This is a genomic window from Thermosynechococcus sp., assembly GCF_025999095.1.
Lineage (GTDB): Bacteria > Cyanobacteriota > Cyanobacteriia > Thermosynechococcales > Thermosynechococcaceae > Thermosynechococcus.
Map to the genome: position 1 here is coordinate 278,377 of NZ_AP024678.1, position 25,041 is coordinate 303,417.

At 54.0% G+C, this 25,041-nt stretch carries 24 protein-coding genes; 15 read left to right on the forward strand and 9 right to left on the reverse strand.

The genetic code is table 11. The features are described from left to right. Nucleotides 1–16: 16 nt before the first annotated feature. Nucleotides 17–919, reverse strand: a complete 903-nt coding sequence (locus tag Q0W94_RS01385; protein WP_297760098.1) for a Tic22 family protein — start codon at nucleotides 917–919, stop codon at nucleotides 17–19. 222 nt (nucleotides 920–1,141) lie between these two features. Next, on the reverse strand, nucleotides 1,142–2,320 hold the full coding sequence (corA, locus tag Q0W94_RS01390) for a magnesium/cobalt transporter CorA (protein ID WP_297760100.1): 1,179 nt from the start codon (nucleotides 2,318–2,320) through the stop codon (nucleotides 1,142–1,144). A 153-nt stretch (nucleotides 2,321–2,473) separates the two neighbouring features. On the opposite strand from corA, the gene Q0W94_RS01395 reads away from it, so the two are divergent. Then, nucleotides 2,474–3,352 (forward strand): 4-hydroxybenzoate solanesyltransferase, encoded by an 879-nt coding sequence (locus Q0W94_RS01395; RefSeq protein ID WP_297760102.1) that lies wholly within the window; start codon nucleotides 2,474–2,476, stop codon nucleotides 3,350–3,352. Here Q0W94_RS01395 and Q0W94_RS01400 read toward each other — a convergent pair. Next, nucleotides 3,342–4,076, reverse strand: coding sequence for a 2-phosphosulfolactate phosphatase family protein (locus Q0W94_RS01400; protein WP_297760104.1), 735 nt, complete (start codon nucleotides 4,074–4,076; stop codon nucleotides 3,342–3,344). The genes Q0W94_RS01395 and Q0W94_RS01400 overlap by 11 nt on opposite strands. A 19-nt stretch (nucleotides 4,077–4,095) precedes the next feature. After that, nucleotides 4,096–4,782, reverse strand: coding sequence for a photosystem II repair protein Psb32 (gene psb32 / locus Q0W94_RS01405; RefSeq protein ID WP_297760106.1), 687 nt, complete (start codon nucleotides 4,780–4,782; stop codon nucleotides 4,096–4,098). A gap of 401 nt (nucleotides 4,783–5,183) precedes the next feature. On the opposite strand from psb32, the gene lepB reads away from it, so the two are divergent. The 9 genes from lepB to cruF all read left to right on the forward strand — a co-directional run bounded on the left by lepB (nucleotide 5,184) and on the right by cruF (nucleotide 11,943). Then, entirely contained in the window at nucleotides 5,184–5,678 is a 495-nt protein-coding gene (gene lepB / locus Q0W94_RS01410) for a signal peptidase I (protein WP_297760108.1), read from the forward strand. Between the two features lie 436 nt (nucleotides 5,679–6,114). Further along, nucleotides 6,115–6,942: a hypothetical protein gene (locus Q0W94_RS01415; protein ID WP_297760110.1), complete on the forward strand. Its 828-nt coding sequence runs from the start codon at nucleotides 6,115–6,117 to the stop codon at nucleotides 6,940–6,942. A gap of 4 nt (nucleotides 6,943–6,946) precedes the next feature. Further along, nucleotides 6,947–8,272: an aspartate aminotransferase family protein gene (locus tag Q0W94_RS01420; RefSeq protein ID WP_297760112.1), complete on the forward strand. Its 1,326-nt coding sequence runs from the start codon at nucleotides 6,947–6,949 to the stop codon at nucleotides 8,270–8,272. A 48-nt stretch (nucleotides 8,273–8,320) separates the two neighbouring features. Then, nucleotides 8,321–8,635 carry a hypothetical protein gene (locus tag Q0W94_RS01425; RefSeq protein WP_297760114.1) on the forward strand — a complete coding sequence of 105 codons (315 nt, stop codon included), beginning with the start codon at nucleotides 8,321–8,323 and terminating at the stop codon, nucleotides 8,633–8,635. 108 nt (nucleotides 8,636–8,743) lie between these two features. Continuing rightward, the gene (locus tag Q0W94_RS01430) at nucleotides 8,744–9,211 is read left to right on the forward strand and encodes a VOC family protein (protein ID WP_297762459.1); all 468 of its coding nucleotides are present in this window, start codon (nucleotides 8,744–8,746) and stop codon (nucleotides 9,209–9,211) included. Then, a complete protein-coding gene (locus tag Q0W94_RS01435) occupies nucleotides 9,208–9,486 on the forward strand; it encodes a glutaredoxin family protein (protein WP_297760115.1) in 279 nt (92 codons plus the stop codon). Before Q0W94_RS01430 ends, Q0W94_RS01435 begins: the two co-directional genes overlap by 4 nt. Before the next feature lie 41 nt (nucleotides 9,487–9,527). Next, nucleotides 9,528–10,241 carry a TrkA family potassium uptake protein gene (locus tag Q0W94_RS01440; RefSeq protein ID WP_297760117.1) on the forward strand — a complete coding sequence of 238 codons (714 nt, stop codon included), beginning with the start codon at nucleotides 9,528–9,530 and terminating at the stop codon, nucleotides 10,239–10,241. Nucleotides 10,242–10,334: 93 nt separating this feature from the next. Further along, nucleotides 10,335–10,955: an energy-coupling factor transporter transmembrane protein EcfT gene (locus tag Q0W94_RS01445; protein WP_297760119.1), complete on the forward strand. Its 621-nt coding sequence runs from the start codon at nucleotides 10,335–10,337 to the stop codon at nucleotides 10,953–10,955. A 73-nt stretch (nucleotides 10,956–11,028) separates the two neighbouring features. Beyond that, nucleotides 11,029–11,943 carry a gamma-carotene 1'-hydroxylase CruF gene (gene cruF, locus Q0W94_RS01450; RefSeq protein ID WP_297760120.1) on the forward strand — a complete coding sequence of 305 codons (915 nt, stop codon included), beginning with the start codon at nucleotides 11,029–11,031 and terminating at the stop codon, nucleotides 11,941–11,943. Here cruF and priA read toward each other — a convergent pair. Next, nucleotides 11,899–14,340, reverse strand: coding sequence for a primosomal protein N' (gene priA, locus Q0W94_RS01455; protein ID WP_297760123.1), 2,442 nt, complete (start codon nucleotides 14,338–14,340; stop codon nucleotides 11,899–11,901). The two genes, cruF and priA, sit on opposite strands and share 45 nt — an antisense overlap. A gap of 464 nt (nucleotides 14,341–14,804) precedes the next feature. Between priA and pruA the strand changes: the two genes are divergently transcribed. Then, nucleotides 14,805–17,747, forward strand: a complete 2,943-nt coding sequence (gene pruA / locus Q0W94_RS01460) for an L-glutamate gamma-semialdehyde dehydrogenase (protein ID WP_297760125.1) — start codon at nucleotides 14,805–14,807, stop codon at nucleotides 17,745–17,747. Next, a complete protein-coding gene (locus Q0W94_RS01465) occupies nucleotides 17,747–18,901 on the forward strand; it encodes a class I SAM-dependent methyltransferase (RefSeq protein WP_297760127.1) in 1,155 nt (384 codons plus the stop codon). The genes pruA and Q0W94_RS01465 overlap by 1 nt, the downstream gene beginning before the upstream one ends. On the opposite strand, the gene Q0W94_RS01470 is transcribed toward Q0W94_RS01465, so the two are convergent. Then, on the reverse strand, nucleotides 18,898–20,037 hold the full coding sequence (locus tag Q0W94_RS01470; RefSeq protein ID WP_297760129.1) for a glycosyltransferase family 1 protein: 1,140 nt from the start codon (nucleotides 20,035–20,037) through the stop codon (nucleotides 18,898–18,900). The two genes, Q0W94_RS01465 and Q0W94_RS01470, sit on opposite strands and share 4 nt — an antisense overlap. 107 nt (nucleotides 20,038–20,144) lie before the next feature. On the opposite strand from Q0W94_RS01470, the gene Q0W94_RS01475 reads away from it, so the two are divergent. The 3 genes from Q0W94_RS01475 (at nucleotide 20,145) to Q0W94_RS01485 (ending at nucleotide 22,445) form a co-directional block, all read left to right on the forward strand. Then, a complete protein-coding gene (locus Q0W94_RS01475) occupies nucleotides 20,145–20,726 on the forward strand; it encodes a PAP/fibrillin family protein (RefSeq protein ID WP_297760131.1) in 582 nt (193 codons plus the stop codon). Between the two features lie 74 nt (nucleotides 20,727–20,800). Beyond that, nucleotides 20,801–21,835 (forward strand): hypothetical protein, encoded by a 1,035-nt coding sequence (locus Q0W94_RS01480; RefSeq protein WP_297760133.1) that lies wholly within the window; start codon nucleotides 20,801–20,803, stop codon nucleotides 21,833–21,835. Between the two features lie 61 nt (nucleotides 21,836–21,896). Next, nucleotides 21,897–22,445, forward strand: coding sequence for an NADPH-dependent FMN reductase (locus Q0W94_RS01485; protein ID WP_297760135.1), 549 nt, complete (start codon nucleotides 21,897–21,899; stop codon nucleotides 22,443–22,445). Here the strand turns inward: Q0W94_RS01485 and hemB are convergent. The 3 genes from hemB to map all read right to left on the reverse strand — a co-directional run bounded on the left by hemB (nucleotide 22,442) and on the right by map (nucleotide 24,960). Beyond that, nucleotides 22,442–23,428, reverse strand: coding sequence for a porphobilinogen synthase (gene hemB / locus Q0W94_RS01490; protein WP_297760137.1), 987 nt, complete (start codon nucleotides 23,426–23,428; stop codon nucleotides 22,442–22,444). The genes Q0W94_RS01485 and hemB overlap by 4 nt on opposite strands. Nucleotides 23,429–23,581: 153 nt before the next feature. Further along, nucleotides 23,582–24,130, reverse strand: coding sequence for an NUDIX hydrolase (locus tag Q0W94_RS01495; protein WP_297760139.1), 549 nt, complete (start codon nucleotides 24,128–24,130; stop codon nucleotides 23,582–23,584). Between the two features lie 5 nt (nucleotides 24,131–24,135). Further along, complete coding sequence (gene map / locus Q0W94_RS01500) at nucleotides 24,136–24,960, reverse strand: type I methionyl aminopeptidase (RefSeq protein ID WP_297760141.1); 825 nt, start codon at nucleotides 24,958–24,960, stop codon at nucleotides 24,136–24,138. Between the last annotated feature and the right edge of the window lie 81 nt (nucleotides 24,961–25,041).

Genomic DNA, 25,041 nt, shown 5'->3' on the forward strand with positions numbered 1-25,041 from the left:
CGATTCTTAACGGTTCTTAACGGCTGCGATTTGTGCCTTGACCGCCCCCCTGGGGATTTGGCCGTTGGGGGGAAGCGGGTTGATTCGCTGGGTTTGGGCGCTGGGCATTATTGCCACCGCGCTGTTGCAGGGCAAACTGAATCGCCTCAGGAGTTTGTACCAGTTGAATTTGACCAGCTACGGGATCGTTGGTGCTCAGCATAGTTGCCACCAAATTATCCAGCATGACCACGCGGATACCCGTATCCTTCACCAGTTCCGGTCGCTGCTGACGGGCTTGATCCACTTCCCGTTGGAGTTGCATTTTATCAAAGTAAAAGGGAATAAACCGCTGCGTGCGGGTCTGGCCGTTTTCGCGCACTTGTGCTTCTACGGCGATGGGGTTGCCTGTTTTGCTATCCGCTAGGAAAAACAGGGGAGTACCACCGATGAACGGTTTGCCATCCTTGGTCAGAATTTTGCCATCGCGCTCGACCAAATCACCACTTTGTTTGAGCAGATTCACCGCCGCCTCCAGTTGGGGTTTTGAGGGGATAATGTCCACACCAACAACAGGATTTTTCCGGCTTTCGAGGGCAATTTTCACCGCACCACTGAGGGCAGCTGCAGAAATCCGCGCCACACGACCAATCTCCGGCTGCTGCGTTTTGATAGCATTGAGGGCACCTTCAGCATCTTTCTGATTAATAAAGAACGTAAACACTTGGGTTTTCTTATTTCGATCTTGGGGGTTAGGGATTTCAAATGTCAGCGGCTCCCCTTTGTCGTTGGTGATCATAAAAACGGGCACATTGTTGAGAATCTGCAGCACCTGTTCTTCCGGTAAGGCGGTGGCAGTCTCATAGCGGCCAATAGCGGGAGCGAGCCACAGGCTACTGACTAAACCTGCCAAAACACCCAAGTGTGCCAATCTCTTCATACAGTCTCCTAAATGAATGCTCTATTGCCATAGGTGAACTCTCCAAATTCAGGCCCTTAGTTGGAGAGAGGGGTCGCGATCGCAATGTAGTACCTAACTCACACCGAAACTTATGCACTAAACCAGTGGGTATTTTTACATAGGACATACTCCCTTTGCTTTTCCACCCTAAGCCAATTTGACGCAATGGACAAGGGGCAAGTTTCTAGCGTCTTCGCCGAACTAGCGTTCAGGGTCTAGGGGTGCCAAACTGGTAGCTCTTTTGAACCAGCCCTTGTGCCAGAAAAAGAAAAATAAACTGGCCGCGACGGTGAGCATGAGCACCCAGCAGGCCGGATAGCCCCAATACCACCGCAGTTCCGGCATATTCCAAGGGGAGGCATCGGGATCAAAGTTCATGCCATAGATACCGACAATAAACGTTAATGGTATGAAAATCGTTGAAATGATCGTCAGAATTTTCATAATTTCGTTCATTTTATTGCCAATGGAGGAAAGATACACCTCCATCAAACTGGCCGCCAGTTCACGGTAGGTTTCCACCATATCTAGCACCTGAATTGCATGGTCATAACAATCCCGCAGATAGATGCGCACCTCCTCCGAAAGGAGGGGGCTGGAATCTCGAATCATGGCATTGATGGCATCCCGTTGCGGCCAAATGGCACGGCGCAGCGCCAGTAATTCGCGGCGCACTTGGTGGACTTCTTCGAGAATGGCGGGACTGGGATGGGTAACAACAGCATCCTCTAGCGCCTCAATACGCTCGCCATAGTCCTCCAGAACCGGATAAAAGCCATCAATAATGGCATCAAGGAGGGCATAGGCCAGATAATCGGGGCCGTAGCGGCGAATAATGCCACGACTTGTCCGAATCCGCTGCCGCACCATGTCAAAACAGTCCCGCGCGGGTTCCTCCTGGACGGTGAGCAAGAAATGTTGCCCCAAGACAAAGCTCACCTGTTCGGTATAAAAGCCGTGTTCATTTTCTTTGGGGGTGACCATGCGGGTAATCAGGACCATGTAATTGTCATGGTCTTCAACTTTGGGGCGCTGCGGAACGTTGACAATGTCCTCAAGAACAATGGGGTGCAGCTGAAAAACTTGACCGAGGCGCCGCATCACCTCTTCATCACCAATGCCTTGAACATCAATCCAACTGACAGACGGACTCCTGAGGTAGGGGCCACATTCTTCCGGAGTTTCTAAAATGCGACGGCTGGCCTGATCTAGCTGATAGTCAATGAGAATAATGGTCGGTGGTGGAGCGTCAGCCTCAATACTGAGGGTGCCGGGCATGGCTCCGGGTTCATCAAAGAAGTAATCTTCGAGATAGTTATCTTCTTCCTGGGCAGGGGGTGGGGGGACGCTACGGAAAAAGCGAAAGGGTTTTCTGGCCATAAAGGGGAATAGACGGAGGGCAAACGGGCTACTAGCAACCTAGGGCAAATTGAGCGGCAACGTCCCAAAACTGCCTGAAAAGTTAAGATTTTTAAGTGTACTGGCATTCACGGTGGGAGCGGTGCGGTGAATTCTCAAGTTTCGAGAACTTCAGTGTCAATTTGGGTCGCGATCGCCCAACTGTTGCGGTGGCATAAGCCGGCAGGTCGTTTGATTCTCCTCATTCCTGCCCTCTGGTCTTTGACATTGGCCAGTGAGGGCTTGCCGTCGTTGAAGTTGCTACTGATTATCACGGTGGGGGCGATCGCCACCAGTGCGGCGGGCTGCATTGTCAATGACTGCTGGGATCGCAATATTGACCCCCATGTGCAGCGGACTCAAAACCGCCCCCTAGCCAGTCGCCGACTCTCCCTTGGTGTGGCCTTGGGCTTGATGGTGATTGCTTTACTCTGTGCTTGGGGATTGACATTCTACCTCACTCCCTTGGGGTATTGGCTGGCGGTGGCCGCAGTGCCGGTGATTCTCCTCTATCCCTTGGCGAAGCGAGTGTTGCCAATTCCACAACTGGTCTTAGCAGTGGCCTGGGGGTTTGCTGTGCTCATTCCCTGGGCAGCGGTACAGGGACGCTTAACCTTGACCACCGCGTGGTTGTGGGCAGCAGTGGCGATGTGGACATTAGCCTTTGATACGGTGTATGCCATGCCCGATCGCCCCGACGATCGCCGACTGGGGGTCAATTCCAGTGCCTTATTTTTCGGTGCCCATGCGCCCTTGGCGATCGCCCTATTTTATGCGCTGACGGTGGTATTGCTCATGATTGTTGGCTTGAGGGCAGGACTCACTTGGCGATTTTGGCTGGCTTTGGCAGTCACCACCTACTTTTGGCTGCGCCAATCCCTGCAAATTTATACCCACGAGCGCCGTGATACCCAAACAACAACGCTCCCCATTCAGACCTATGGTCGTTACTTCAATGAAAATGTCTGGTTGGGCTTTTTGCTCTGGGTGGGGATGTGGTGCCCTAGGCCTTAGTCAAGAGCTTGGGAGAAACCTGCCACGGCACAATTGCCAGAATATCCACTTGGGCACAGTATTTGAGATCGGCTTCATGGCCCAGATTAAGGAGGCGCTGCCCGTGGCTGGAATGGTGAAAGAGGGTCAATAGATCATCTTGGTAGTAGCGGTACAGAGCAGTGGCAGCAATGGTTTCGTCATTGCCAGCAAGGGTTTCGAGGGGGGCATCCTGTTGACCCCAGAGGTAATGAATCAGTGCGCCAGCACAGACGGTATCTTCGAGGGAATAGCTGCCTTCCCAGCCCGAACCAACAATCCAGAGGGTTTGCGGTTGATGTTTTTGGACAAACTCAGCAACGGCGGCACGATTGACAAGGGCAGCGGCGAGAACGAGGGGACTTGCCTGAATTCGCTCAAGGGAACGGGTGCCATTGGTCGTGCTCATAAAGAGGCGACAGCCTCTCACCCGCTCCGGCAAGCATTCCGCAGGGGAGTTGCCCATGTCAAAGCCAGCAACTTTTTTCCCCCCCCGTTCACCGACGCGAATCCGCTTGGCTGCCGGCCATTGCTGACTGACTTGTTCGAGTTCTGTCAGATCACTAAAGACTTGAACGGCTTCTGCTCCAGCGGCTAGAGCAGTGGCGATCGTGGTGGTTGCCCGCAGGACATCAACAGCAATGGCACAGTCGGGTTGCCAGTCGGCTGGTACCCCCTCTGGTGTGTGGTAGGTATAGATTTTCATAAATGAAAGGAGAGTTTGGCTACGATGATCCTTGATACATAAAGTATGTCACCATTGGGATCACTGTAGCGGCGATGAGCAGGGCAACCACAATAATTGTGGCGGAGCGATCGTCCGTTTCCTCTTTGCTTTTGTAGGTTTTCTCGACAGCCACTTCGCGTACCACTGGGGGTCCTGGATCTGGTTCGCCCTTGAGGACTTTCCCAAGGCGATCAACGGTGTCAAGTACCGATTGATTGTAGTTGCCCTCCCGCAGGGGTAGCCGCATCGTTTCTTGGACAATACTCTCAGCGGTCTCAGGCTTCAAGCGCTCGGCCACGGCATCGCCATAATGAATCGCTGTACCATTGGTGACGGTATCGAGGGCAATGATCACTTGATTAGCCTGGGACTCAGGATCGGGAAACCACTGGTTAAAGAGGTCGTCCACAAAGCTCTGGGGGGTTTCGCCATAGTCAAGGCGGTGCAATGTAACAATATGAACGTTAATGCCCGTTGCCTTGGAGAGGTCTTGGAGCGATCGCCCAACACTGCCTTGGGTGACGGCACTGAGCACATTGCCCTCATCAATGACCCCGGACGCTGTTCCCGGAAAGGGGATATCGATTGCACTGGTTGCCCAGACAGGGGTGACCCACAAGGTACTAGCGAGTAGTGCCAGCACAAGGTAGCGAATGCCGTTTTTCCAAGCCACTTGCCAATGCATCTGTGCTTCATCCTGTATCTCTCAATGCAATTTTCCCAGATATTGCTTGCAAAACTAAATTTTCTTCTAACAAATCTTAAAATGTTTCCTAGAGAACTGCTCTCCGAAGGAGCACCCCCAAGCGTAAACCTTGCCCAAAAATAATGTCCTTGGTTAGTCAAGGATTTGAAAGTCACTGGGTTTATCAACCTAACCCATAGAAGTGGTACGGCTGTCTTTCGATAGAATCCGCTGAACGCTGTGAAGGTCACTGTAGGGTAGTATCTCATCGCCTTCGTTTATTCTATATCTAGAGAAACCTCCATATTCTTAGAAAAAAGGCTGCATGTCTGCTTCGGTAACCCAGTTCCTCTTCTCGTTGGCGATCGCTACGCAATAATGCCCTGTTGATTGGGGTGGCTGTGCTGATCACGCTCCTGATTCGCGTTTTTGTCGCGGAGTCGCGTTTTATTCCCTCAGAGTCTATGGAGCCGACACTTTGGCCGGGCGATCGCATTGTGGTGGAAAAGATTACCTATCGCCAGCGATCGCCCCAGCGGGGGGATATTGTTGTTTTCTATACCCCACCCCTCTTGCAAACCCTGGGCTATCGTGCTGATCAAGCCCTAATTAAGCGGGTGATTGCAACAGCCGGGGATACCGTTGCCGTGCATGATGGCCGTGTTTGGGTCAACGATCGCCCCCTCGATGAGCCCTACATTGCTGAGCCACCCATTTATACGCTCTCCCCAATCACCGTGCCAGAGAATATGCTTTTTGTTATGGGGGATAACCGCAACCACAGCAATGACTCTCACATCTGGGGATTTTTGCCCCTGGAGAATGTCATTGGTCGGGCGATCGCCTGCTATTGGCCCCCTAACCATGCGGGCAAAATTTTGTCTCCGGCTACCTAGGTAACCAGCTGCATCACTGTTTAGCATCCTCCAGCCTTCCTCACTCAACTAGCAATGGTGCTACTTGTGCCACCGGCTTTGTTGGAGTTGCTTGCAAGCAATCTGTCTGCAAACTATAAAACTACAAACTATAAAACTATAGTTGTGATTTCGTAAGCTCGAAAGTTGGGCAGCTCGGCTCACCTAACCAATAGGTTTTAATGGTTTTAATAACCGTTGTTCCCACCTGTAGCGCGCTATGGGTTTGGCTGCGAGCCAAAGATATCGTAAGAAAACACTGCTAACCAACTCAAATGATCGTTACAGCAAGAGACTGCCACCAAATTGTGTCTTCTGTTTTAGAAAAGTAATTAGAAAGATAAAAAGTGATACATTGACAGTTGACGCTGCCGCAAGCGATCGCTAGGCTAAAGATGCCTCCTTAGGAAGTGTCATCATGTACAGTGAACATACTCCCCAAGCGATCGCCAACCGCTGTTATCAGGTCAGAATTGGTCAATACTTCAAGGAGGGCTGGCAAATTTTCAGCAGCCAACCCGCTCCCTACATTGGCTTCCTGGTTCTGATGACAATTATCAATGGTCTACTCAACAATATTCCAAGGGTTGGCCTAATTGTTAGCACGATTTTGTCAGGTCCCTTCGCCGCAGGCTACTACTTTTTCAGCTTTCGCATTGCCCACAACCAAAGACCCACATTTAGCGAATTTTTTAATGGGTTCAAAAACAACTACTTTTTGCCCATCCTATTGACGAATCTAGCCATGGTCTTGATTACGAACGTGTTTGTGATCAGTGCCAGCATTCTATTCATGATTGCGGGGTTACCCTTGTTGCAAAGCATATTAGAGCAGGCAGCAGCTGAAGCAGCGGAGCCCGATGCCGACTTAGAACAACTGCTCGCGTTGCTGGAGCAGCTCCCCCCTGTACCGGCTGGACTCACCCCTGTTTTAATCTTCCTGGGTGTGGTCCTGCTGTTGCCGGCGATTTACTTTGGGATAGCCTACGTGTTTGCTGTGCCCTTGGTGGTGGAACACCAGTTTGACGTGTGGCCAGCCCTAGAAACAAGTCGCCGCTTGGTCTCCCGTAATTGGTGGCGCTTCTTTTTCCTCATTGTGTCAATTGTTTTCTGCAATATTTTGGGCGTTTGTCTCTGCTGTGTGGGGCTGCTGGTGACTGGTCCCTGGAGTAATTGTGTGATTGTGGCAGCCTACCGCGATATTATTGGCCTCAGACCCACCACTGATACCACCAACCCGTCTTAGAGCAATGACGCTGCCCACCCTTGCGGATTTCAACCTCGACCCCTTTTGGATGCCCTTTACGGCCAATCGCCAGTTCAAGCAAAGCCCGCGGCTCCTCGTTTCGGCAGCGGGGATGTACTACAGGAGTATAGATGGCCGTGAGATTCTCGATGGCACGGCTGGGTTGTGGTGTGTTAATGCCGGGCACTGCCGTCCGGAAATTGTCAGCGCGATCGCCCAACAGGCAGCAACACTGGATTTTGCCCCCACCTTTCAGATGGGACATCCCGGACCCTTTCAGGTGGCCGATCGCCTGCGGGCCATTACCCCTGACCCCCTCAACCATGTCTTTTTTGCTAACTCTGGCTCTGAGGCCGTGGATACCGCCTTAAAAATTGCCCTCGCTTATCATCAGCTGCGGGGGGAGGGGACGCGGCAACGGCTCATTGGGCGGGAGCGGGGCTATCACGGGGTTGGCTTTGGTGGAATTTCCGTGGGGGGAATCGCCCCCAATCGCAAGTTCTTTGGTTCTCTCTTGGCAGGGGTAGATCATTTGCCCCACACCCACAACTTGGAACACAACGCCTTCAGCAAAGGGCAACCCCCTTGGGGGGCACATTTAGCCGATGAGCTAGAACGCCTAGTGGCGCTCCATGATCCCTCAACCATTGCAGCCGTCATTGTCGAACCCCTCGCTGGCTCTACGGGGGTCTTGATTCCACCTCAGGGATATTTGGAACGCCTCCGTGCCATTTGCGATCGCTACGGCATCTTGCTGATCTTCGATGAAGTGATCACGGGCTTTGGCCGTCTCGGTGCCCCCTTTGCCAGCCAATACTTTGGCGTCACTCCAGATCTCATCACAGTTGCTAAGGGTCTCACCAATGCCGCTGTACCCATGGGAGCGGTCATTGTCCGCGATGAGATTTACGATACCTTTATGCAGGGGCCGGTAGGGCAGATTGAGTTTTTCCATGGCTACACCTATTCGGGACATCCCCTGGCCTGTGCCGCTGCCTTAGCAACCCTAGAGATTTACGAGAAAGACGCCTTATTTGAGCGGGCGGCTTCCCTTGCGCCCTATTGGCAGGAGGCCATCCACAGTCTACGGGGTCTTCCCCATGTGATTGATATTCGCAACTTGGGTTTGGTGGCTGGCATTGAATTGGCGCCACGGGAGAGTCAAGCAGGAACACGGGGCTATGATGCCCTCTGTCGGGCCTTTGAAGCGGGACTATTGATTCGTGTCACGGGAGATATTATTGCCCTCTCGCCACCGTTGATTGTGGAGCGATCGCACATTGATCAAATGGTGGACATTTTGAGTCGAGTTCTGCAGGAACTTCCCTAGGCACCACAGGGTCAAAATCAGCGGGTCACTTTCTCCTTGGAGGCTTCTATGGTACGCTTTCTGCCACTGGCCATCGGTAGCTTTGTGACACTGTTGGCGATCGCTTCTCCTAGTCCTGCTGCCTATCCCCTCTTTCCCAATCAGCCGGGGGTTGATGTCTTTTTCCCGGGGCTAGAGTCCTTTGGGCGGCCGCGCACACCGCAGTATGATCCCTACAACCCTATCATTTACCGTCCGCCGGGGCAATCACAAACCTACATTATTGTGCCAGTGCCCTATCCCCCTCGCCCCGTGATTTACCACCCCCCCTATGCACCGGTTTACTACCCCTATTACCCCTGTTATCCATTCCGTTGCCGCTAAGCAACAATCCAGGAAATTTATACTTGCCTCGACTTGGGAAGCAGACCGAGGGTCTGTGCTGCTGCTACAATGGCAGCAAATTTAGCTACTTTCATTGCAGAGAAATCTATGGCTCAGTTGGCGATCGCTCCTGTGCTATTTCACCTGGCCTTTCCCGTCAATAATCTCGCCGACACCAAGGCCTACTACATTGATGGGTTGGGCTGCGAACCGGGGCGGGAAAATTCCCACTGCCTGATCATGAAGCTCTACGGTCATCAACTGGTGGCCCATGTCACCGATGAACCCTTGCTGCCCCCTCAAGGAATCTATCCGCGCCACTTTGGCCTAATTTTCTTGGGGCAGGCAGACTGGCAAAACCTCTGCAATCGCGTGATTGACAAGGGGCTGAACTTTTACCAACCACCCCGTACCCGCTTTGCCAATACCCCCTTAGAGCACCAAACCTTTTTTCTTGCAGACCCCTTCCACAACCTGATTGAAATTAAACACTACCGCCACCCAGACGCCATTTTTGGTCTGCGGGATTACCGTAAGATTGGGGATACCCCCCTCGTTTCTACACCGCAACCGTGAGTCATCTGATTCTCTACAGCAAGCCGGGCTGTCACCTCTGTGAGGGACTCCAAGAAAAGCTGGCCACCTTGAGGGAATTCACCCTTGAGGTCCGCGACATCACCAGCCGTGAAGATTGGTGGCAGGCCTACCAGTACGAGATTCCTGTCCTCTACCTAGTGATTGGGACCCAAGTGATTTCTGTGCCGCGACTTTCCCCCCGTGCCTCGGTGACCCACATTCGTCAACGCCTCCAGGAATTGGCCAAGGGGACTGGATCAGCAGCGGCCAATTAAGGTGCATAATCGGCATAGCAAAACCAAGAAGGAACTCACGCATGGTGGATTTGGGAGCGATGCTCTTTCGTGGCCGTGGCGTCAAGCTCTCGCAGCAGTTTGCGGTCATTGGCCTAGGACGGTTTGGCCGCGGGGTGTGTGAAACCTTGCACGGGATGGGCTATGAGGTGCTTGGCACTGACCATCAGGAGCGGCTAGTGAATCAAGTCCTCCAAGATCACATTGTGGCTCACGCGATTCAATTGGATGCCACGGACCCCCAAGCCCTGAAGGAGGCAGGCATTTTTGAGTTTGAAACGGTCATTGTGGCCATTGGCAATCACCTGGATGCCAGTATTATTGCCACACTCAACCTCAAGGAAGCCGGTGTTCCCAAGGTTATTGCTAAGGCTTCATCGGAAGTTCACAAGAAATTGTTAGAGCGGGTAGGAGCCGACCGGGTTGTCTTTCCAGAATATGAGGCAGGTTGTGAACTGGCGCGATCGCTCACTCGACCCGCGATTTTAGACTGTCTTGACCTCGATCCGCAAAAGAGTATTGTGGAAGTGAAAGTACCCGCAGCATTTCACGGCCGTACAGTTGCCGAAGTCGAACTCCGCAGTCGCTATGGCTTGAACTTGATTGCCCTGCGCTTTGATGATAAGTTTGAAATTAATCCCAGTCCCAGCCAGAAGCTGCATCAAGGAGACATCATGGTGGTGATTGGTGACAATAACGATATTGAACGCTTTTTGCGTAGTCAGCACATTCAGTGAGGCAAACCCAGGTCTAGGCTGTTGAGCTTCCATCACTGGTCACCCCCTGCACGGGTGTTGGCTATTTTGCTATGGATTCTTTGTATTAGCAACTTGCAGCGAGGGCCCAGCCTGGCGATCGCCACCCTGCTGGTGGTGCTGCTCTACACCCTGAGCCACCTCCCCTGGGAGCGCTTGGGCAAACGTCTACGGCAGATGTGGCTCTTTTTGCTAGGCCTGTGGGGACTTTTGGCACTAACCCCGTGGCCGATGCCATTACTGCTCCCTTGGCGCTTGCTGCTGTGTCTGGCTCTAGGAGTGGTCTTGCTCGACACCCTCACCTTTAGCGAGTGGGTGCGCGTCTGTCGCTGGTGGGGGCTACCGCCGCTGTTGGTGGATACCCTGGCATTGACCTATCGCTACCTTTTTGAGCTGGAGAGACAGTTGGCGCAAATGCAGCAGGCTCTGTTTCTGCGAGGATTTCAGCTGAGTTGGGGCCGTCTTCGCCCTTGGGGGCAAGTGATTGGCAGCTTTCTAATTCGCACCGAAGAACGATCCCAGCAGATTTACCTAGCAATGCGGCTACGGGGTTATGGGCAAATCCTCTACCGTCGTCCTCAATTTTCTGAGGGAGCACCGTGGAGTTGGGGGCTAACGCTCATTGCCAGCATAGCGGCAGGGTTGTTGGCAACCTATGACACCCTTGGGGAAATCAAACTGCCTTTTTGGGGTTAATAGCCAATGGTGGGAACAGTGATACATTAACATATTAACATTTGTAAACGATTGCCCCTTTGAGATTGCCCCTATGAAACCCAAGAACATGCTTTTGGTTGCGGAGCAGGTGTGCCTAGTTGGCCATATTGTGGCGATGGCCTTTGGCTTAGCGGGGTTGCTCCTCGTCGTGCCCCATCCCGAGTTTATTCTGGCATTGCCCGCATGGGGTCAGCAACTTTTTCAATGGAGTATGGGGAGTGGGGGCGTAGTTTATATTGTCCTGGGTGCGCTGGCGATCGCCCTTCATACCTATCGCAACTTTGGCCTTGGCAAACTCCTGAGTTTTTTGCTGCCAGCGGTGGGCATTTCCCTCACCAGTGAACTGTTGGGAACGAGTACTGGCTTTCCCTTTGGCCATTACGGTTACCTCAGTGGCTTGGGCTACAAAATTGCTGGGTTGGTGCCCTTCACGATTCCCCTTTCTTGGTTTTATATGGGGCTAGTCACGTTTCTTTTGGCCTACAGTGGCTTCATTAGTCGCCCCCGGCGGGAAGGCAAAGGCGTGGGGTTGGGGGCAGCTTTGATGACGGTAGGCTTGGGAGCCATCTTTTTAACGGCCTGGGATTTTGTCCTTGATCCGGCCATGAGTCAAACCACCATTCCTTTTTGGCAATTTCAGGAGGTTGGTGAGTTCTTTGGTATGCCCTACCGCAATATTCTGGGCTGGACGGGCACAGCAGCCGTGTTTATGGGACTGGCGATGATCGCTTGGTGGCCAAAGCCAATGGTCGTCAACCGTGGACAACTGATTACTCCCCTGGTGGTGTATTTGGTGAATTTTGCCTTTGGGGCAATGATTACGCTCACGTCCTTGGATCAACGCTTTTGGATTCCGGCAACGTTGGGATTTGTTTTGGGAGTGGTGCCGGTCACAGCCCTGTGGTGGTTTGCTGAAGCGCCCTTAGAGAAAGTTCAGGGGGTCAACGTCAATACTGAGGCGGGTTGAGCGGGGACATTGCACCTTGAGATGCAGCAGGGCTTGGCCGAGTTCAGAACTTTGCGGTGATTTGCCCTTGAGTAAAATTTGCCAGCGGTAGCGGTCAGCAATTTTGGCGATCGCGGCGGGGGCGGGGCCAAGGAGTTCCCAGTCTCCCTGAGAAATCGGGGCCAACATCTGGAGTTGTTGGGCGATCGCCTGTGCCGTTGTGGCTACTTCCTCCGGATCGGGACTACTCAAGCGCAGCAGGATCAGTTGAGCATAGGGGGGATAGCCCAAGGGGGCGCGGCTACTTAGCTCCTGTGTAGCAAAGCTGTCCCAGTCATAGGCTTGGACTGCTGTAATCACTGGATGATCCGGCACATAGGTTTGGAGAATAACCTTACCGGGATGCGCCCCTCGGCCCGATCGCCCCGCCACCTGGGTGAGAATTTGAAACGTGCGTTCTGCCGCCTGATAATCGGGCAAGTGCAGGAGACTATCGGCAGCCAAAATGCCCACAAGGGCGACCTGCGGCAGATCAATGCCCTTCGTCAGCATTTGCGTCCCCACCATCACATCGGCTTCGCCGGCGGCAAATTGAGTCAGTAACTGGCGATGGGCACCCTTGCGTTGGGTGGTATCACTGTCAAAGCGCAGTACTCGCAACTGGGGAAAGCGGCGATTCAGTTCCCTCATCACCCGCTGCGTTCCCCCACCGAAGGGCTTGAGATAGGGAGAGTCACAGCAGGGACACCGCTGCGGTAGGGCCTGCTGGTAACCGCAGTAATGACAGCGCAGCACTGCCATCTCTTCGCCAAAGAGGTGCCCAGTAAGAGACACGCTGCAATGGGGACAGTAGATCACTGTGCCACAACTGCGACAGGAGACAAACGTGCTGTGACCCCGCCGCGGCACAAAGAGAATCGCCTGCTGTCCCTGAAGATTCTCCAGCGCTTCTTGCAGCGGCCGACTGAGCATCGAACGGTTGCCACGGTGCAATTCTTGGCGCATATCCACGATTGTGATGGGGGGTAAGGGGGTGGCATGAATGCGCTGAGGTAGGGAAAGGAGGTGAATCTGTCCCTCCTGGGCAGCCTGCCAAGTGCTGAGGGCAGGGGTGGCGGTTCCTAAAATCAGGGGACACTGTTGCTGGCGCGATCGCCATTGGGCAACAGTGCGGGCATGGTAGCAGGGCTGAGGTTGATCCTGTTTGTAGCCGCTGTCGTGCTCTTCATCGAGAATGATCAAACCCAAGCCCACCAAAGGCAGCAGTACCGCCGAGCGCGTGCCAATGATCACCCGGGGCTCCGGCAGCAGGGTCAATCGCCAAGTATCGTAGCGCTCTCCCTCACTGAGACCACTGTGATAAACCAACAGGCGCTCACCAAAGCGGGCTCGCACTCGATCGGTCAGTTGGGGTGTCAAGCCAATCTCGGGCACTAGCAACAGGGCCGATCGCCCTCGCCCTAGACACTCAGCAATGACTTGCAGATAAACTTCCGTTTTACCCGACCCGGTGACCCCGTGTAGGAGAAACGTTTGGGCAGCGTCTAGGTGTTTTGAAATGACTTGCAGGGCAGTGGCTTGGGCCGCCGTCAGCGTTTTTGGGCGATCGGGTGTCACCGCTATGCCCTGTTCAGTGCGGCAGTGCTGCTGCTCCACAATGGCAATGTATCCCTTGGCAGCGAGGCGGTGGAGGGTTTGGGGGGTCGTGCCCGTGGCCTTGAGCACCTCCTGTAGCCAGCAATCGCGACTCTGTTGCCGCAAGTAGCGGAGGATTTGGCGCTGCCGCTGCGTTAAGGTCTCCCCTTCACTATTGAGGAGTATCACTGCCTGTTGCTGTTTTGGCTGTTGACTGGCGGGTGCCGCTAAGTAGGTTTCCACTAGGCCAAGGCGTTCGAGTTCTTTGAGGGCCCGCTGAACCTTGGGAAGCTGTTGCTGAAGGTAGCGTACACTGTAGTCCCCCCTGCCTTTGGTCTGGAGAAAGCGCAGTAGATGTTGCCCTTGTTCCGAAAGGGGGGGAATCCCCTGTTGTGGCCGCAGGCGCACCCGCCGTTGCGATCGCCCCAAAACCCCCGGCGGCAAAGCAGTGCGTACCACTTGGATCAAAGGCGTGCAGTAGTAGGTGGCAATCTGCTCTAACAGGGCCCAATAGTCCTTGGGAAAAAGCTGTTGGTCAACTACGTCAAGGAGCGATCGCAACCGCTGCGGAGCGACTGATGGGGGCAATGCCGCCAACACCTCTAGAACAATCCCCCGCGCCACCTGAGAGCCAAAGGGCACTTCCACCACGTCTCCCCCCTGCACCCGCCAACGCCCAGGAATTTGGTAGGTATAGGCCGCGGTCGCCCCCGGACAGTCCACAAGCACACTGGCGTAGGCAGGGCCTTCATCAGAGGGAAATGTTAAATGGGCACTCGTCATCTTGCGGGGACAGCCATTAGTGGCAGCCTTGGGAGAACTTTGCTGCTACTTCCTACCTTGGCCTAAAACGGCAATTTACCCCAACCCAACCGCCATGGCAACTATATCACCTCCTCGGGTCGTGGTTGATCCCGAGAGGCATAGTCTCAACTGTTGCTGCTTGGATCAGGTGCCGCAGGCCTAGTACACCCCAGGGCTTGCTGGCCAAATAGGGAGATTCCGCCCTAGCCAGTGGTGCACTGCTTTCCCAAGGGGACAGTCTTAACAACCAATATCACACCCGCTGGTTTTTGGCCACGATCACGGATCATCAGGGTTGCCTTGGCTAAGGTGGCGGAGCCCATTTGCTTGGTGCGGGCAAGCCATCAATTGAGTCAATTGCTTCGTCTGCACTGAAGAATGGGGTTGTTTGCCTGAGAGGACATGGGAAAATAGGAAAAACTGCTCCTCACCTAAAACTCTCCATGACCGGTCTATACGAAGCAGAAACAATCGCGATCGCCCGTCAGCTGTGGGCAGCCAGCCAAGGGTCAGGCAACTTTTTTAGCCAACTGCGGGAGCAAATGCGCCTTGAAGATAAGCTCCTCAGCTGGGCCATGGAACATCCGGGTCTGCGGGTACAACTCTTTCGCCTCATTGACTGTCTGCCGAGTCTGCGCAGTAAAACCGAGGTGGCACGCCACTTGCAGGAGTACCTCAGTGACCCCAGTGTGGAGTTGCCGCCCAGCCTGAAAAAACTCTTGAACTTTGCCCAGCCGGATTCCCTGCCCGCCCAAGCGGCGGCAACCACCTTCACAACAGCAGTTCAAGCCCTTGCCCACAAGTACATTGCCGGTGAAACCACTGAGCAGGTGCTGAAAACCATTGGCCGGCTGCGTAAGCAGGGCATGCTGGTGACGATGGATATTCTTGGGGAAGCTGTGATTACGGAGGCAGAGGCACAGCAGTATTGCGATCGCTACCTTGATTTGGTGGAGCACCTCAGTCCCTTGGGCCAACGGGAGGGCGTGAATCCAGTCCAGGTCTCCGTAAAGCTGACGGCCTTTTACTCCCAGTTTGATCCTTTGGATGTTTCTGGCTGCCGTGCCAAGGTGGGAGAGCCGATTCGGCGGCTGTTGCATCGTGCCCAAGAATTGGGGGTGGCGGTGCACTTTGATATGGAACAGTATGCCTACAAAGACATTACCTTGGCGATCCTTAAGGATATTTTGCTAGAGCCAGAGTTTCGCGATCGCGCCGATATTGGGCTAACACTGCAGGCCTATTTGCGGGATAGCTACCAAGATGCCCAAGACCTAATTAGTTGGGTGCAACAGCGGGGCACACCAATCACCGTGCGGGTGGTCAAGGGCGCCTACTGGGATCAGGAACTGATTAGGGCAGTACAACATCATTGGCCATTGCCCGTGTATCAACACAAACAGGACACTGATGCCAACTTTGAGCGCATCATTGAACTGCTCCTGAGTCACCATACGGTTTTGCGTACGGCGATCGCTAGCCATAATGTGCGTTCCCAAGCGCGGGCGATCGCCATCGCTCAACAGCAGCACCTTCCGCCCACAGCCATGGAATGCCAAGTTCTCTACGGCATGGCCGATAAACTGGCCAAGGCACTGGTGGACGCAGGGCAAACGGTGCGGGTCTATTGTCCCTATGGCGATCTCATTCCGGGGATGGCCTACCTGATTCGACGGCTTTTGGAAAATACCGCCAATAGTTCCTTTTTGCGCCAACAGTTGGGGGCTGTGGCCGTTGAGGAATTACTGGCACCACCAAACCCAACGGCAGACTTTGCAGCGGTGAACGTTCATCTGACCACGGGCAAGACTTCAACTTTTGTCAACGCTGCCAATAGTGACTATGCCCGAGCCAGCCAGCGGGAAGCCATGCAAGCGGCCTTAATTCATGTCCATCGCCAACTGGGGCACACCTATACCCCCATCATTAATGGCGATCGCGTCAATCCCCGCGAATACAGTGACTCCCTGAACCCCTCGCAGCCGCAGGAAATAGTCGGTCGTGTCGGCTTGGCCACCATTGAGGATGCCGAGCATGCGATCCGGGCGGCCAAAGCCGCCCAAGCCCAATGGCAACAGACCCCTGTGGCCGAACGGGCAACCCTGCTACGGCGGGCAGCAGATCTCCTAGAGGCACAGCGCCATGAACTGGTGGCTTGGATGTGCTACGAAGTGGGCAAGGTGGTGGCAGAAGGGGATGCCGAAGTTTCCGAAGCCGTTGATTTTTGCCGCTACTACGCCGATGAAATGGAGCGCCTCAGCGGCGGCTATGAGCGCAACGTTCCCGGTGAAACAAACCATTACCACTACCAAGGGCGGGGCATTGCGGTCGTGATTTCCCCTTGGAACTTTCCCTTGGCAATTCCCACAGGTATGACCGTGGCCGCCCTAGTGACAGGTAACTGCACGATTCTCAAGCCTGCGGATCCCGCCGCCGTCGTTGCCGCCAAACTAGCGGAGATCCTGATTGCCGCCGGTTTGCCACCGGGGGTGTTTCAGTTTCTCCCCGGACGGGGTTCCGTGATTGGCCCCTACTTAACCAAGCATCCCGATGTGCATCTCATTGCCTTTACTGGCTCCCAAGAGGTGGGTTGCCGCCTAATTGCTGAGGCAGCAGTGTTGCAGCGAGGACAAACCCACATCAAGCGAGTGATTGCCGAGATGGGGGGCAAAAACGCCATCATCATTGACGAAAGTGCCGACTTAGATCAGGCAGTGGCGGGGGTTGTGCAGTCGGCCTTTGGCTACAGTGGCCAAAAATGCTCCGCCTGTTCGCGGGTGATTGTCCTTGAGTCCATCTACGACCCCTTTGTGCAGCGCTTAGTGGCGGCCACCCAGTCCCTGAATATTGGGCCAGCCCACTTGCCCAGTACCCGTGTCGGACCGGTGGTGACGGCCGCCGCCCGCGATCGCATTCGGCAATATATTGCTAAGGGGCAGCGAGAAGCAGAACTAGCCTTGAGTGTACCGGTACCAGAGGTGGGTTATTTTGTCTCGCCCACGATCTTTACCAATGTCCCCCCCACGGCCACGATCGCCCAAGCGGAAATTTTTGGGCCGGTGCTGGCCGTCCTGCGGGCAGCAACCTTCAGCCAAGCCCTTGAAATTGCCAATGCCACCGCCTATGCCCTGACAGGGGGGCTGTATTCGCGGACGCCCTCCCATATTCAGCAGGCCAAAGCCCAATTTGCTGTAGGGAACCTGTACATCAATCGTGGGATTACAGGGGCGATCGTGGATCGGCAGCCCTTTGGTGGCTTTAAGCTGTCAGGGATTGGGTCCAAAGCCGGTGGACGCGATTACCTGCTGCAATTCCTTGAACCGCGCGTCATTACCGAGAATGTCCAGCGTCAAGGGTTTGCTCCCATTGCCGGGGTCGATGATTGATGCCAAAAGGCACGCCGTTATTGGCCGAGATTCAGGAGCGCATCAGGGCAGCGGGCGCCATTTCCTTCTGTGAGTTTATGGCCTTGGCTCTCTATGCACCCCAGTGGGGTTATTACAATCGTCCCCAAATGCAGATTGGTCAGCGCGGCGACTTTATCACCTCCAGTAGTCTCACGCGGGATTTTGCGGAACTGCTCACTGAGGCTTTTGTGCAGATGTGGCACGCCTTGGAGCGACCGCAGCGATTTACCCTCCTGGAGATGGGTGCCGGTGAAGGCCACTTTGCCGAGGGGGTCTTAAGCTACAGTCAAGGGACCTATCCCGATTTCTTTGCTGCCCTGGAGTACCAGATTCAAGAGCAATCCCCCAGTTTAGAGGCACGTCAACGGCAACGCTTGGCACCTTGGGGCGATCGCCTGCATTGGCGGAGCGTTAAGAGTTCTCCTGAACCGATGGTTGGCTGCATCTTTAGCAATGAGCTGGTGGATGCGTTCCCCGTCCATCGGCTGCAATGGCAAGGGGGCAATTGGCAGGAAATTTATGTCAGCCTCAATGCCCAGGGAGCGTTTCAAGAGGTCTTGGGTCCCCTCAGCGACGATCGCATTCACGAGTACTTTGCCACCGTTGGCATTGATCCGCAGCAGCAGGGCTACAGCGACGGCTACCGTACTGAGGTGAATTTGAACCTGATCCCATGGCTCAAGGATCTAAGTGAGTACCTAGAGCGGGGCTTTGTTCTCACCATTGACTATGGTTATCCCGCCCGGCAATACTATCATCCCGCCCGCTCTCAGGGCACGTTGCAGTGCTACTACCAACACCGCTGCCACGATAATCCTTACTGCTTTGTTGGCGAGCAGGACATTACAGCCCATATGGATGTAACCGCTTTAACATGCTATGGTGAGCAATTTGGTCTTGAAGCCCTCTATGTCACCCGCCAGAGTTTATTTCTCATGGCCTTGGGGTTGGGCGATCGCCTAGTGGCACAGCAACAGAGGAATGGCAATCTCCTGCAAGCCCTCAACCGCCATCAATCACTTCACCAACTCATTGATCCCCTTGGCCTCGGGGGCTTTTACGTCGTTCTCCAAGGAAAGCAAGCCAGCCTCGATCTACCGCAACTCAGGGAAGCAATTCAGGGATTCGGTTAATGACTAAGAGCCACATCCCGCTGGGGAACTGACAAAACCGACTGGTAGTACTGCTCTAGTTGCTGCGTGGCGGCCGCCCAGCTCCAGCGTTCGGCTTCTTGGCGGGCATTTTGGCGTAGGGTCTCGCGATCGCCCGGAGAGTCAAAGAGGCGCTGACAGGCAGTAATGGCTCCTGTAGGATCTGCTGGATCAAACAAAAACCCATTCACGCCATCGGTGACAATATCGGGAATTCCCCCACTATTGGCAGCCACCACCGGACAGCCCGCCGCCATTGCTTCTAAAAGAACCAAGCCAAGGGTTTCCGTGCGCGAGGGAAAGACAAAGACATCCGCCGAGGCAAAGGCCGCCGCCAAGCGTTCCCCGCGCAGATAGCCGACAAAATGGGTGGGCGTCCCCGCAAAGTGTTTTTCCAGGGCCTCGCGATGGGGGCCATTGCCCACCAGAGCCAGCCGTGCCTGGGGAATTTGCTCAAGAATTGGCTTAATTTGCTCAATTTCCTTTTCAGCAGAGAGACGACCGACGTAGAGCAGCAAGGGTGCTTCTGGATGCCCTTGGCTGAGAAAGTGGCGCATTTCCTGACTTTGGCGTTGGGGATGAAACAATTCCACATCCACTCCCCGCTGCCAGAGATCCAGATGGCGAATCCCATGGGCTTTAAGCTCTGCCACCATGGCCGTTGAGGTACACAGGTTGAGTTGGGCGCGGTTATGGCCCCAGCGCAAGAGGAACCAGAGGAGCTCCTCCAGAAAACCCAAGCCATAATACTTCAGGTATTGGGGCAAGTGGGTGTGGTAAGAGGCCACCAAGGGCAATTGGAATTTCTGGGCATAGTACAGACCGGCCAAGCCCAAGACAGCTGGGTTGGCCACATGGATCAGATCGGGCTCAAAGGCCTCTAGGGCTTTGCCAATAGCGGGTCGCGGCAGGGCTAATTTGAGTTCAGGATACAATGGGAGGGGAAAACCGGAGACACCATAGATGCGCGCGCCTTCGTAATGGTCTAACCCGCCCTCGGGAGCCACCACTAGCACCTGATGGCCATTCCGTTGCAGATGTCGCACAGTTTGACACAAACGGGTAACAATGCCGTCAATTTTGGGTAGAAATGTCTCAGTAAATAGCGCGATCCGCATTTCGCTAACCTGAATGGGGAGGGGGATTTCTCCCATTCTCGAATTAGGGGGGGCTTGACGCAACCCATGGGGGCGAAAAAATTCCTTAGGGTAAGGAGGGGTAAACTGTGGCAAAAGCTGAGTTATTGATGGCGATCGCTGGCCTGAATCGAGGTATTCTAGCCACACCGCGCGATCGCAAACAGGTAGCTGCCCTTGCCGCTTCCCTTGAAGGCATGAATCCCACTTCGGATCCCCTCAATACCCCTGAAAAATTAGCTGGGGATTGGCGATTGATCTACACCAGTAGTCAGGCCCTTCTCGCTTTAGATCGCTCTCCCCTCGTGAAGCTGGGGCAAATTTATCAGTGCATTCGTCCGCAGCAGCAGCGCATCTACAACATTGCCGAACTCTATGGATTGCCCTTCCTTGAAGGAATTATCAGTGTGTTGGCCCGATTTGAACCCTTGACCCAACAGCGGGTACAGGTGTACTTTGAACGTTCCATTGTTGGCCTGCGCCAGTGGTTGAATTACTACTCCCCCGCCCAATTCATTCCCCAACTCCACAGTCGCCAGCCGCTGATAGCCCTCGATGTGCCCCTCAACAGGAATGATCAACAGGGCTGGCTTGACATTACCTACCTCGATGAAGATTTGCGAATTAGCCGCGGCAATGAAGGCAGCCTCTTTATCTTAACCCGGGTTTAGTCCCGATTCCCTGTACCCTTAGACTCTGTACCCTTAGACTAAGGAAGAGTGGCACCATTCTCACATCCCCTGCAATGGAAACACAGCCCCCCAAGCAACTTAGTTTTCCATGGAATCCAACTATCTCTGAGCCTCTGACGGAAAGCTCACTGGCAACTGATGCAGAGGGCGAGAATAGCCAACGGCGCATCCAGCACTTAGAGCAAGCCATTGATCAGTGTCAACACTACATCGATGAATTAAAGCAACAACTGCGCAATCAGGCGTTTCTCGAGGATTTGCTGGCCCGTACTGAGGAAATGGCTCAGATTCAACAGCAGGCGATCGTTGCCCTTCAAGAACAATTGCGCTCCCAAGCCACCTGTGCCCAGGACCTGGCAGAAATGAGCCACCATCGCCAATCCTTGGAAACCATTCTTCAGCAATCGCAAATGGAAATTGAGCACCTGCATCAGGAGGTGGAGCGGCTACTCAAGGCTCAAGATGCCCTTGAAGCTAAATTGGTGAATAGCCATCGTCTCCTGCGGCAACGGGAACAGGAGTGCCAATTCCTGGAATCGCAACTGCGCCAAGTCCAAGAGGAAAAAGCGCTGCTGCAAACTCGCCTTGAACAAGCCCGCTCAGAGTTGAGCGATCGCCAAACCCAAATAGATGATCTCAATCGTCGCCTCACCCAAGCCAATCATTTAATTGAAACCCAGGGACGGGTCATTAGTGCGCTGCAAGAGGCCCAAGGACCACAGACCGGCAAAAACAGTGTTATTCAGGGACTCAGTAAAACCCTACTCAAAACTCAAACCAAGCTACAGCAATTGGAACGGGACTATCAGCAGCAGCGCTTGCAATATATGAGCACCCAACACTACAACCAAGAATTGGCAGCCCGCACTCGCCAACAACAGGAACGGCTGCAACACCTAGAAGCCCAAATTGCTGAACTGCAAGAGCAAATTCTCCATCAGGCGCAGCAGGCACGGGAGCAGGAAACCGCTGTGCAACACTGGAAAGATCGCTACACCGAGGCGGAGCGATCGCTGGCGCAGTTACAACGAGTCATTGCGCAAATGGCCACAGGTGGCTCCATTTCCCGCAGTGAAGTTGCTTCCTAGGGAGGATGTCCTCACAAATCTAAATTTCGTATAATAAGCCATAGTCATTACGAGTTTGTTTATGGTCAAATTCATTGGTTGGGCAGGGAGTCTGCGGGATAGCTCCTACTCCCAAAGGGCATTAGATGCTGCTATTGCCAAAGCAGCCACCCGAGGGGTTACCGTTGAGCGTCTTGATCTACGGCAGATGAGGCTTCCCTTTTGCACAGGTGCTGAGAGCTACCCCGACTATCCCGATGTGGCCGCCTTTCAAGCTAAGGTCAAGGAAGCCGATGGCATTTTGCTGGTGACACCGGAGTACCATGGCAGTGTGAGCGGTGTGCTAAAAAACTCCCTCGATCTCCTGAGCTTTGAACATCTCAGCGGCAAAGTAGTCGCCATGATGAGTGTCCTCGGTGGCCAAACCAACAGCAATGCCCTCAACGATCTACGGGTGATTCTGCGCTGGGTGCATGCTTGGGTGATTCCGGAACAGGTGGCCATTGGTCAGGCTTGGCAAGCCTTCACACCCGAGGGGCAATTGAGGGATGCCAAGCTCGATGAGCGCGTGGACAAACTGATTGCCAGTTGGATTCAAACCACCCGTCAACTCCGAGAAGCAAGGGCCTAGTTCAATCCCTCCTGCAGCCACTGCGCCACCTGCTTGGCGTGGTAGGTGAGAATGATATCGGCACCTGCCCGCTTAAAGCCCAGTAGGGTTTCTAGCACCACTTTTTTCTCATCAATCCAGCCATTGCGGGCGGCGGCTTTCACCATTGCGTATTCGCCAGAAACATTGTAGGCGGCCACGGGAACATTGCTCACCTGCTTTAGCTGCGCAATGACATCCATGTAGGCCAGGGCAGGTTTCACCATGACAATATCTGCCCCCTCCTCAATGTCGAAGCTTACTTCCCGCACTGCTTCGCGGACATTGGCGGGATCCATTTGGTAGGTTTTTTTATCGCCAAACTTGGGGGCGGAATCTAAGGCATCACGGAAAGGGCCATAGTAGGCGGAAGCGTATTTCGCAGAGTAAGCAAGAATCCCCACATGAGTGTAACCGGCGGCATCCAGACCCGCCCGAATAGCACCGACACGGCCATCCATCATATCTGAGGGGGCAACAAAATCAGCCCCCGCGGCCGCTTGACTCACTGCCTGTTTGACCAGCACCTCTACAGTTTCGTCATTGAGAATTTCGCCATCTTTGACAATGCCATCGTGGCCTTCGCTGCTGTAGGGATCCAGGGCCACATCTGTAAAGATGAGCAAATCAGGCAAGACTTCCTTAATCCCTCGTAGCGATCGCTGGACCAGGCCATCGGGATTGTAGCTTTCGGTGCCGGCATTATCCTTGAGATGCTCAGGCACCAGGGGAAATAGGGCGATCGCCCCAATTCCCAAGGCATAGGCCTCCTTCAGCTCTAAAATTAGGCGATCCAGGGTATAGCGATAGCAGTTGGGCATCGAGGGGACTTCCTGCACCTGATCTTCCCCCTCCATGACAAAGACCGGATAGATCAAATCCGCCGTCGTGAGGGTATGCTCGCGCACCAGGCGACGAATTTGAGCCGTGCGGCGTAAACGGCGAGGCCGATGGGTTAGCTCCATAATTCAACAATCAAAAACTCACTCATGTCCCAGTTCAAACAGCTGTGGATCAGCACGTAGAACCTTTGGATTATTTCCGCATTATCTCACCTTAAGGGATCAAGACGGTGGGCGCTTCAGGATGCTTACGAACCTTTACAAAAACCTCAGTGCTCAAGCGGGTTGAAGATAGGGCAAAGCCAGATAGAAACTAGTGACGGTCTTGGCATCTTTTACGTGACCACTATGAATGGCGGCTGCCAACTCAGATAGAGAAAACTCGACAATTTCAATGTGCTCATCGCTATCCTGAGGTGGGGGCACCTCTAGTTTCTCCAGTTGGGTAGCTAAATAGGCATAGATCACTTCATCGGAATAGCCGGGGGCAATGTAAAACTCCCCCAGTTTTTGCCAGTGGTGGGCGCGGTAGCCCGTTTCCTCTTCAATTTCCCGCTCAATCGTGGCAAAAGGGTTTTCATGGTCCTCAACGGTGCCTGCTGGAAACTCCAGTAGATACTCCGCAGTGGCAAAGCGATATTGTTTGACAAGGATTAGGTTTCCCTCTGGGTTGACAGGGACAGCGAGTGCCCCCCCTGGATGCCGCACAGTTCCCAAGATCGAGACAGACCCATGGGGCAGGCGGTATTGATTGACCTCGAAGGTAAACTTGCGGCTGCGGCAAAAGCAGTGGCGCTCGAGGACTTCGGGGGGAATTTTACTCATAGGGGTTAGACGAGGGAGCGATCGGTGAGGATTTCGTAGCCCGTTTTGGTCACCAAAACGGTGTGCTCAAATTGAGCAGAGAGAGAATTATCAACCGTAACTGCTGTCCAGCGATCGCGCAAAATACGCACCTGTTTTGACCCTGCATTCACAATGGGTTCAATAGCCAAGGTCATCCCCGCCCGCAAGCGTACATTCTTGAGTTCATTGGTGCGGAAGTTAAATACCGAAGGTTCTTCATGGAGATTGCGCCCTACGCCATGGCCAGTAAAATCCTCGACTACAACGAAGCCATTAGCTTCCACATAATCTTGAATGGCACCCGCCAGATCCATGAGGTAGTTGCCTTCTTTGACTTGCTCAATGCCGCGGTAGAGGGCTTCTTCGGCTACTTTCACCAGCTTGGCAGCCTCTTCGGAAATTTCCCCCACCGGAATCGTAATGCAAGAGTCGCCATGAAAGCCGTTGTAATAGGCACCGGTGTCAATTTTCACAATGTCGCCATTGCGAATCACTTTGCGGGGGCTAGGAATGCCATGAACCACTTCATTGTTGATGCAGGCGCAAATGGATGCGGGAAAGCCCTGATAGCCCTTGAAGCTGGGGGTTGCCCCCATTTCCCGAATACGTTTCTCAGCATAGACATCGAGATCCGCTGTGGTCATCCCTGGCTCAATCATCTGGGAGATTTCCTTGAGCACCGTCGCCACAACGCGCGAAGCCTGCCGCATAATCTCAATTTCGCGCTTGGACTTAATTTCAATACCACGGCGGGGACGGGTTTGGACAGGGGTGGGGGAGGGAGTGAGCAGACTACCAAGGATATTCATGGGCGCGATGCAACCGCAAAAATCTTTCTTTTTCAGGATAACGCTGTTGCGCTGATTAGGGGAATGTCAATTTTATTCTTG

Coding starts and splice junctions, on each gene's coding strand:
- Q0W94_RS01495 (WP_297760139.1), bottom strand. CDS start 24,130: ATGAGTAAAATTCCCCCCGAAGTCCTCGAGCGCCACTGCTTTTGCCGC.
- Q0W94_RS01415 (WP_297760110.1), top strand. CDS start 6,115: ATGTACAGTGAACATACTCCCCAAGCGATCGCCAACCGCTGTTATCAG.
- pruA (WP_297760125.1), top strand. CDS start 14,805: ATGACCGGTCTATACGAAGCAGAAACAATCGCGATCGCCCGTCAGCTG.
- priA (WP_297760123.1), bottom strand. CDS start 14,340: ATGACGAGTGCCCATTTAACATTTCCCTCTGATGAAGGCCCTGCCTAC.
- Q0W94_RS01400 (WP_297760104.1), bottom strand. CDS start 4,076: ATGAAAATCTATACCTACCACACACCAGAGGGGGTACCAGCCGACTGG.
- Q0W94_RS01465 (WP_297760127.1), top strand. CDS start 17,747: ATGCCAAAAGGCACGCCGTTATTGGCCGAGATTCAGGAGCGCATCAGG.
- Q0W94_RS01485 (WP_297760135.1), top strand. CDS start 21,897: ATGGTCAAATTCATTGGTTGGGCAGGGAGTCTGCGGGATAGCTCCTAC.
- Q0W94_RS01420 (WP_297760112.1), top strand. CDS start 6,947: ATGACGCTGCCCACCCTTGCGGATTTCAACCTCGACCCCTTTTGGATG.
- Q0W94_RS01385 (WP_297760098.1), bottom strand. CDS start 919: ATGAAGAGATTGGCACACTTGGGTGTTTTGGCAGGTTTAGTCAGTAGC.
- map (WP_297760141.1), bottom strand. CDS start 24,960: ATGAATATCCTTGGTAGTCTGCTCACTCCCTCCCCCACCCCTGTCCAA.
- Q0W94_RS01440 (WP_297760117.1), top strand. CDS start 9,528: ATGGTGGATTTGGGAGCGATGCTCTTTCGTGGCCGTGGCGTCAAGCTC.
- Q0W94_RS01425 (WP_297760114.1), top strand. CDS start 8,321: ATGGTACGCTTTCTGCCACTGGCCATCGGTAGCTTTGTGACACTGTTG.
- Q0W94_RS01480 (WP_297760133.1), top strand. CDS start 20,801: ATGGAAACACAGCCCCCCAAGCAACTTAGTTTTCCATGGAATCCAACT.
- Q0W94_RS01430 (WP_297762459.1), top strand. CDS start 8,744: ATGGCTCAGTTGGCGATCGCTCCTGTGCTATTTCACCTGGCCTTTCCC.
- cruF (WP_297760120.1), top strand. CDS start 11,029: ATGAAACCCAAGAACATGCTTTTGGTTGCGGAGCAGGTGTGCCTAGTT.
- hemB (WP_297760137.1), bottom strand. CDS start 23,428: ATGGAGCTAACCCATCGGCCTCGCCGTTTACGCCGCACGGCTCAAATT.
- psb32 (WP_297760106.1), bottom strand. CDS start 4,782: ATGCATTGGCAAGTGGCTTGGAAAAACGGCATTCGCTACCTTGTGCTG.
- corA (WP_297760100.1), bottom strand. CDS start 2,320: ATGGCCAGAAAACCCTTTCGCTTTTTCCGTAGCGTCCCCCCACCCCCT.
- Q0W94_RS01470 (WP_297760129.1), bottom strand. CDS start 20,037: ATGCGGATCGCGCTATTTACTGAGACATTTCTACCCAAAATTGACGGC.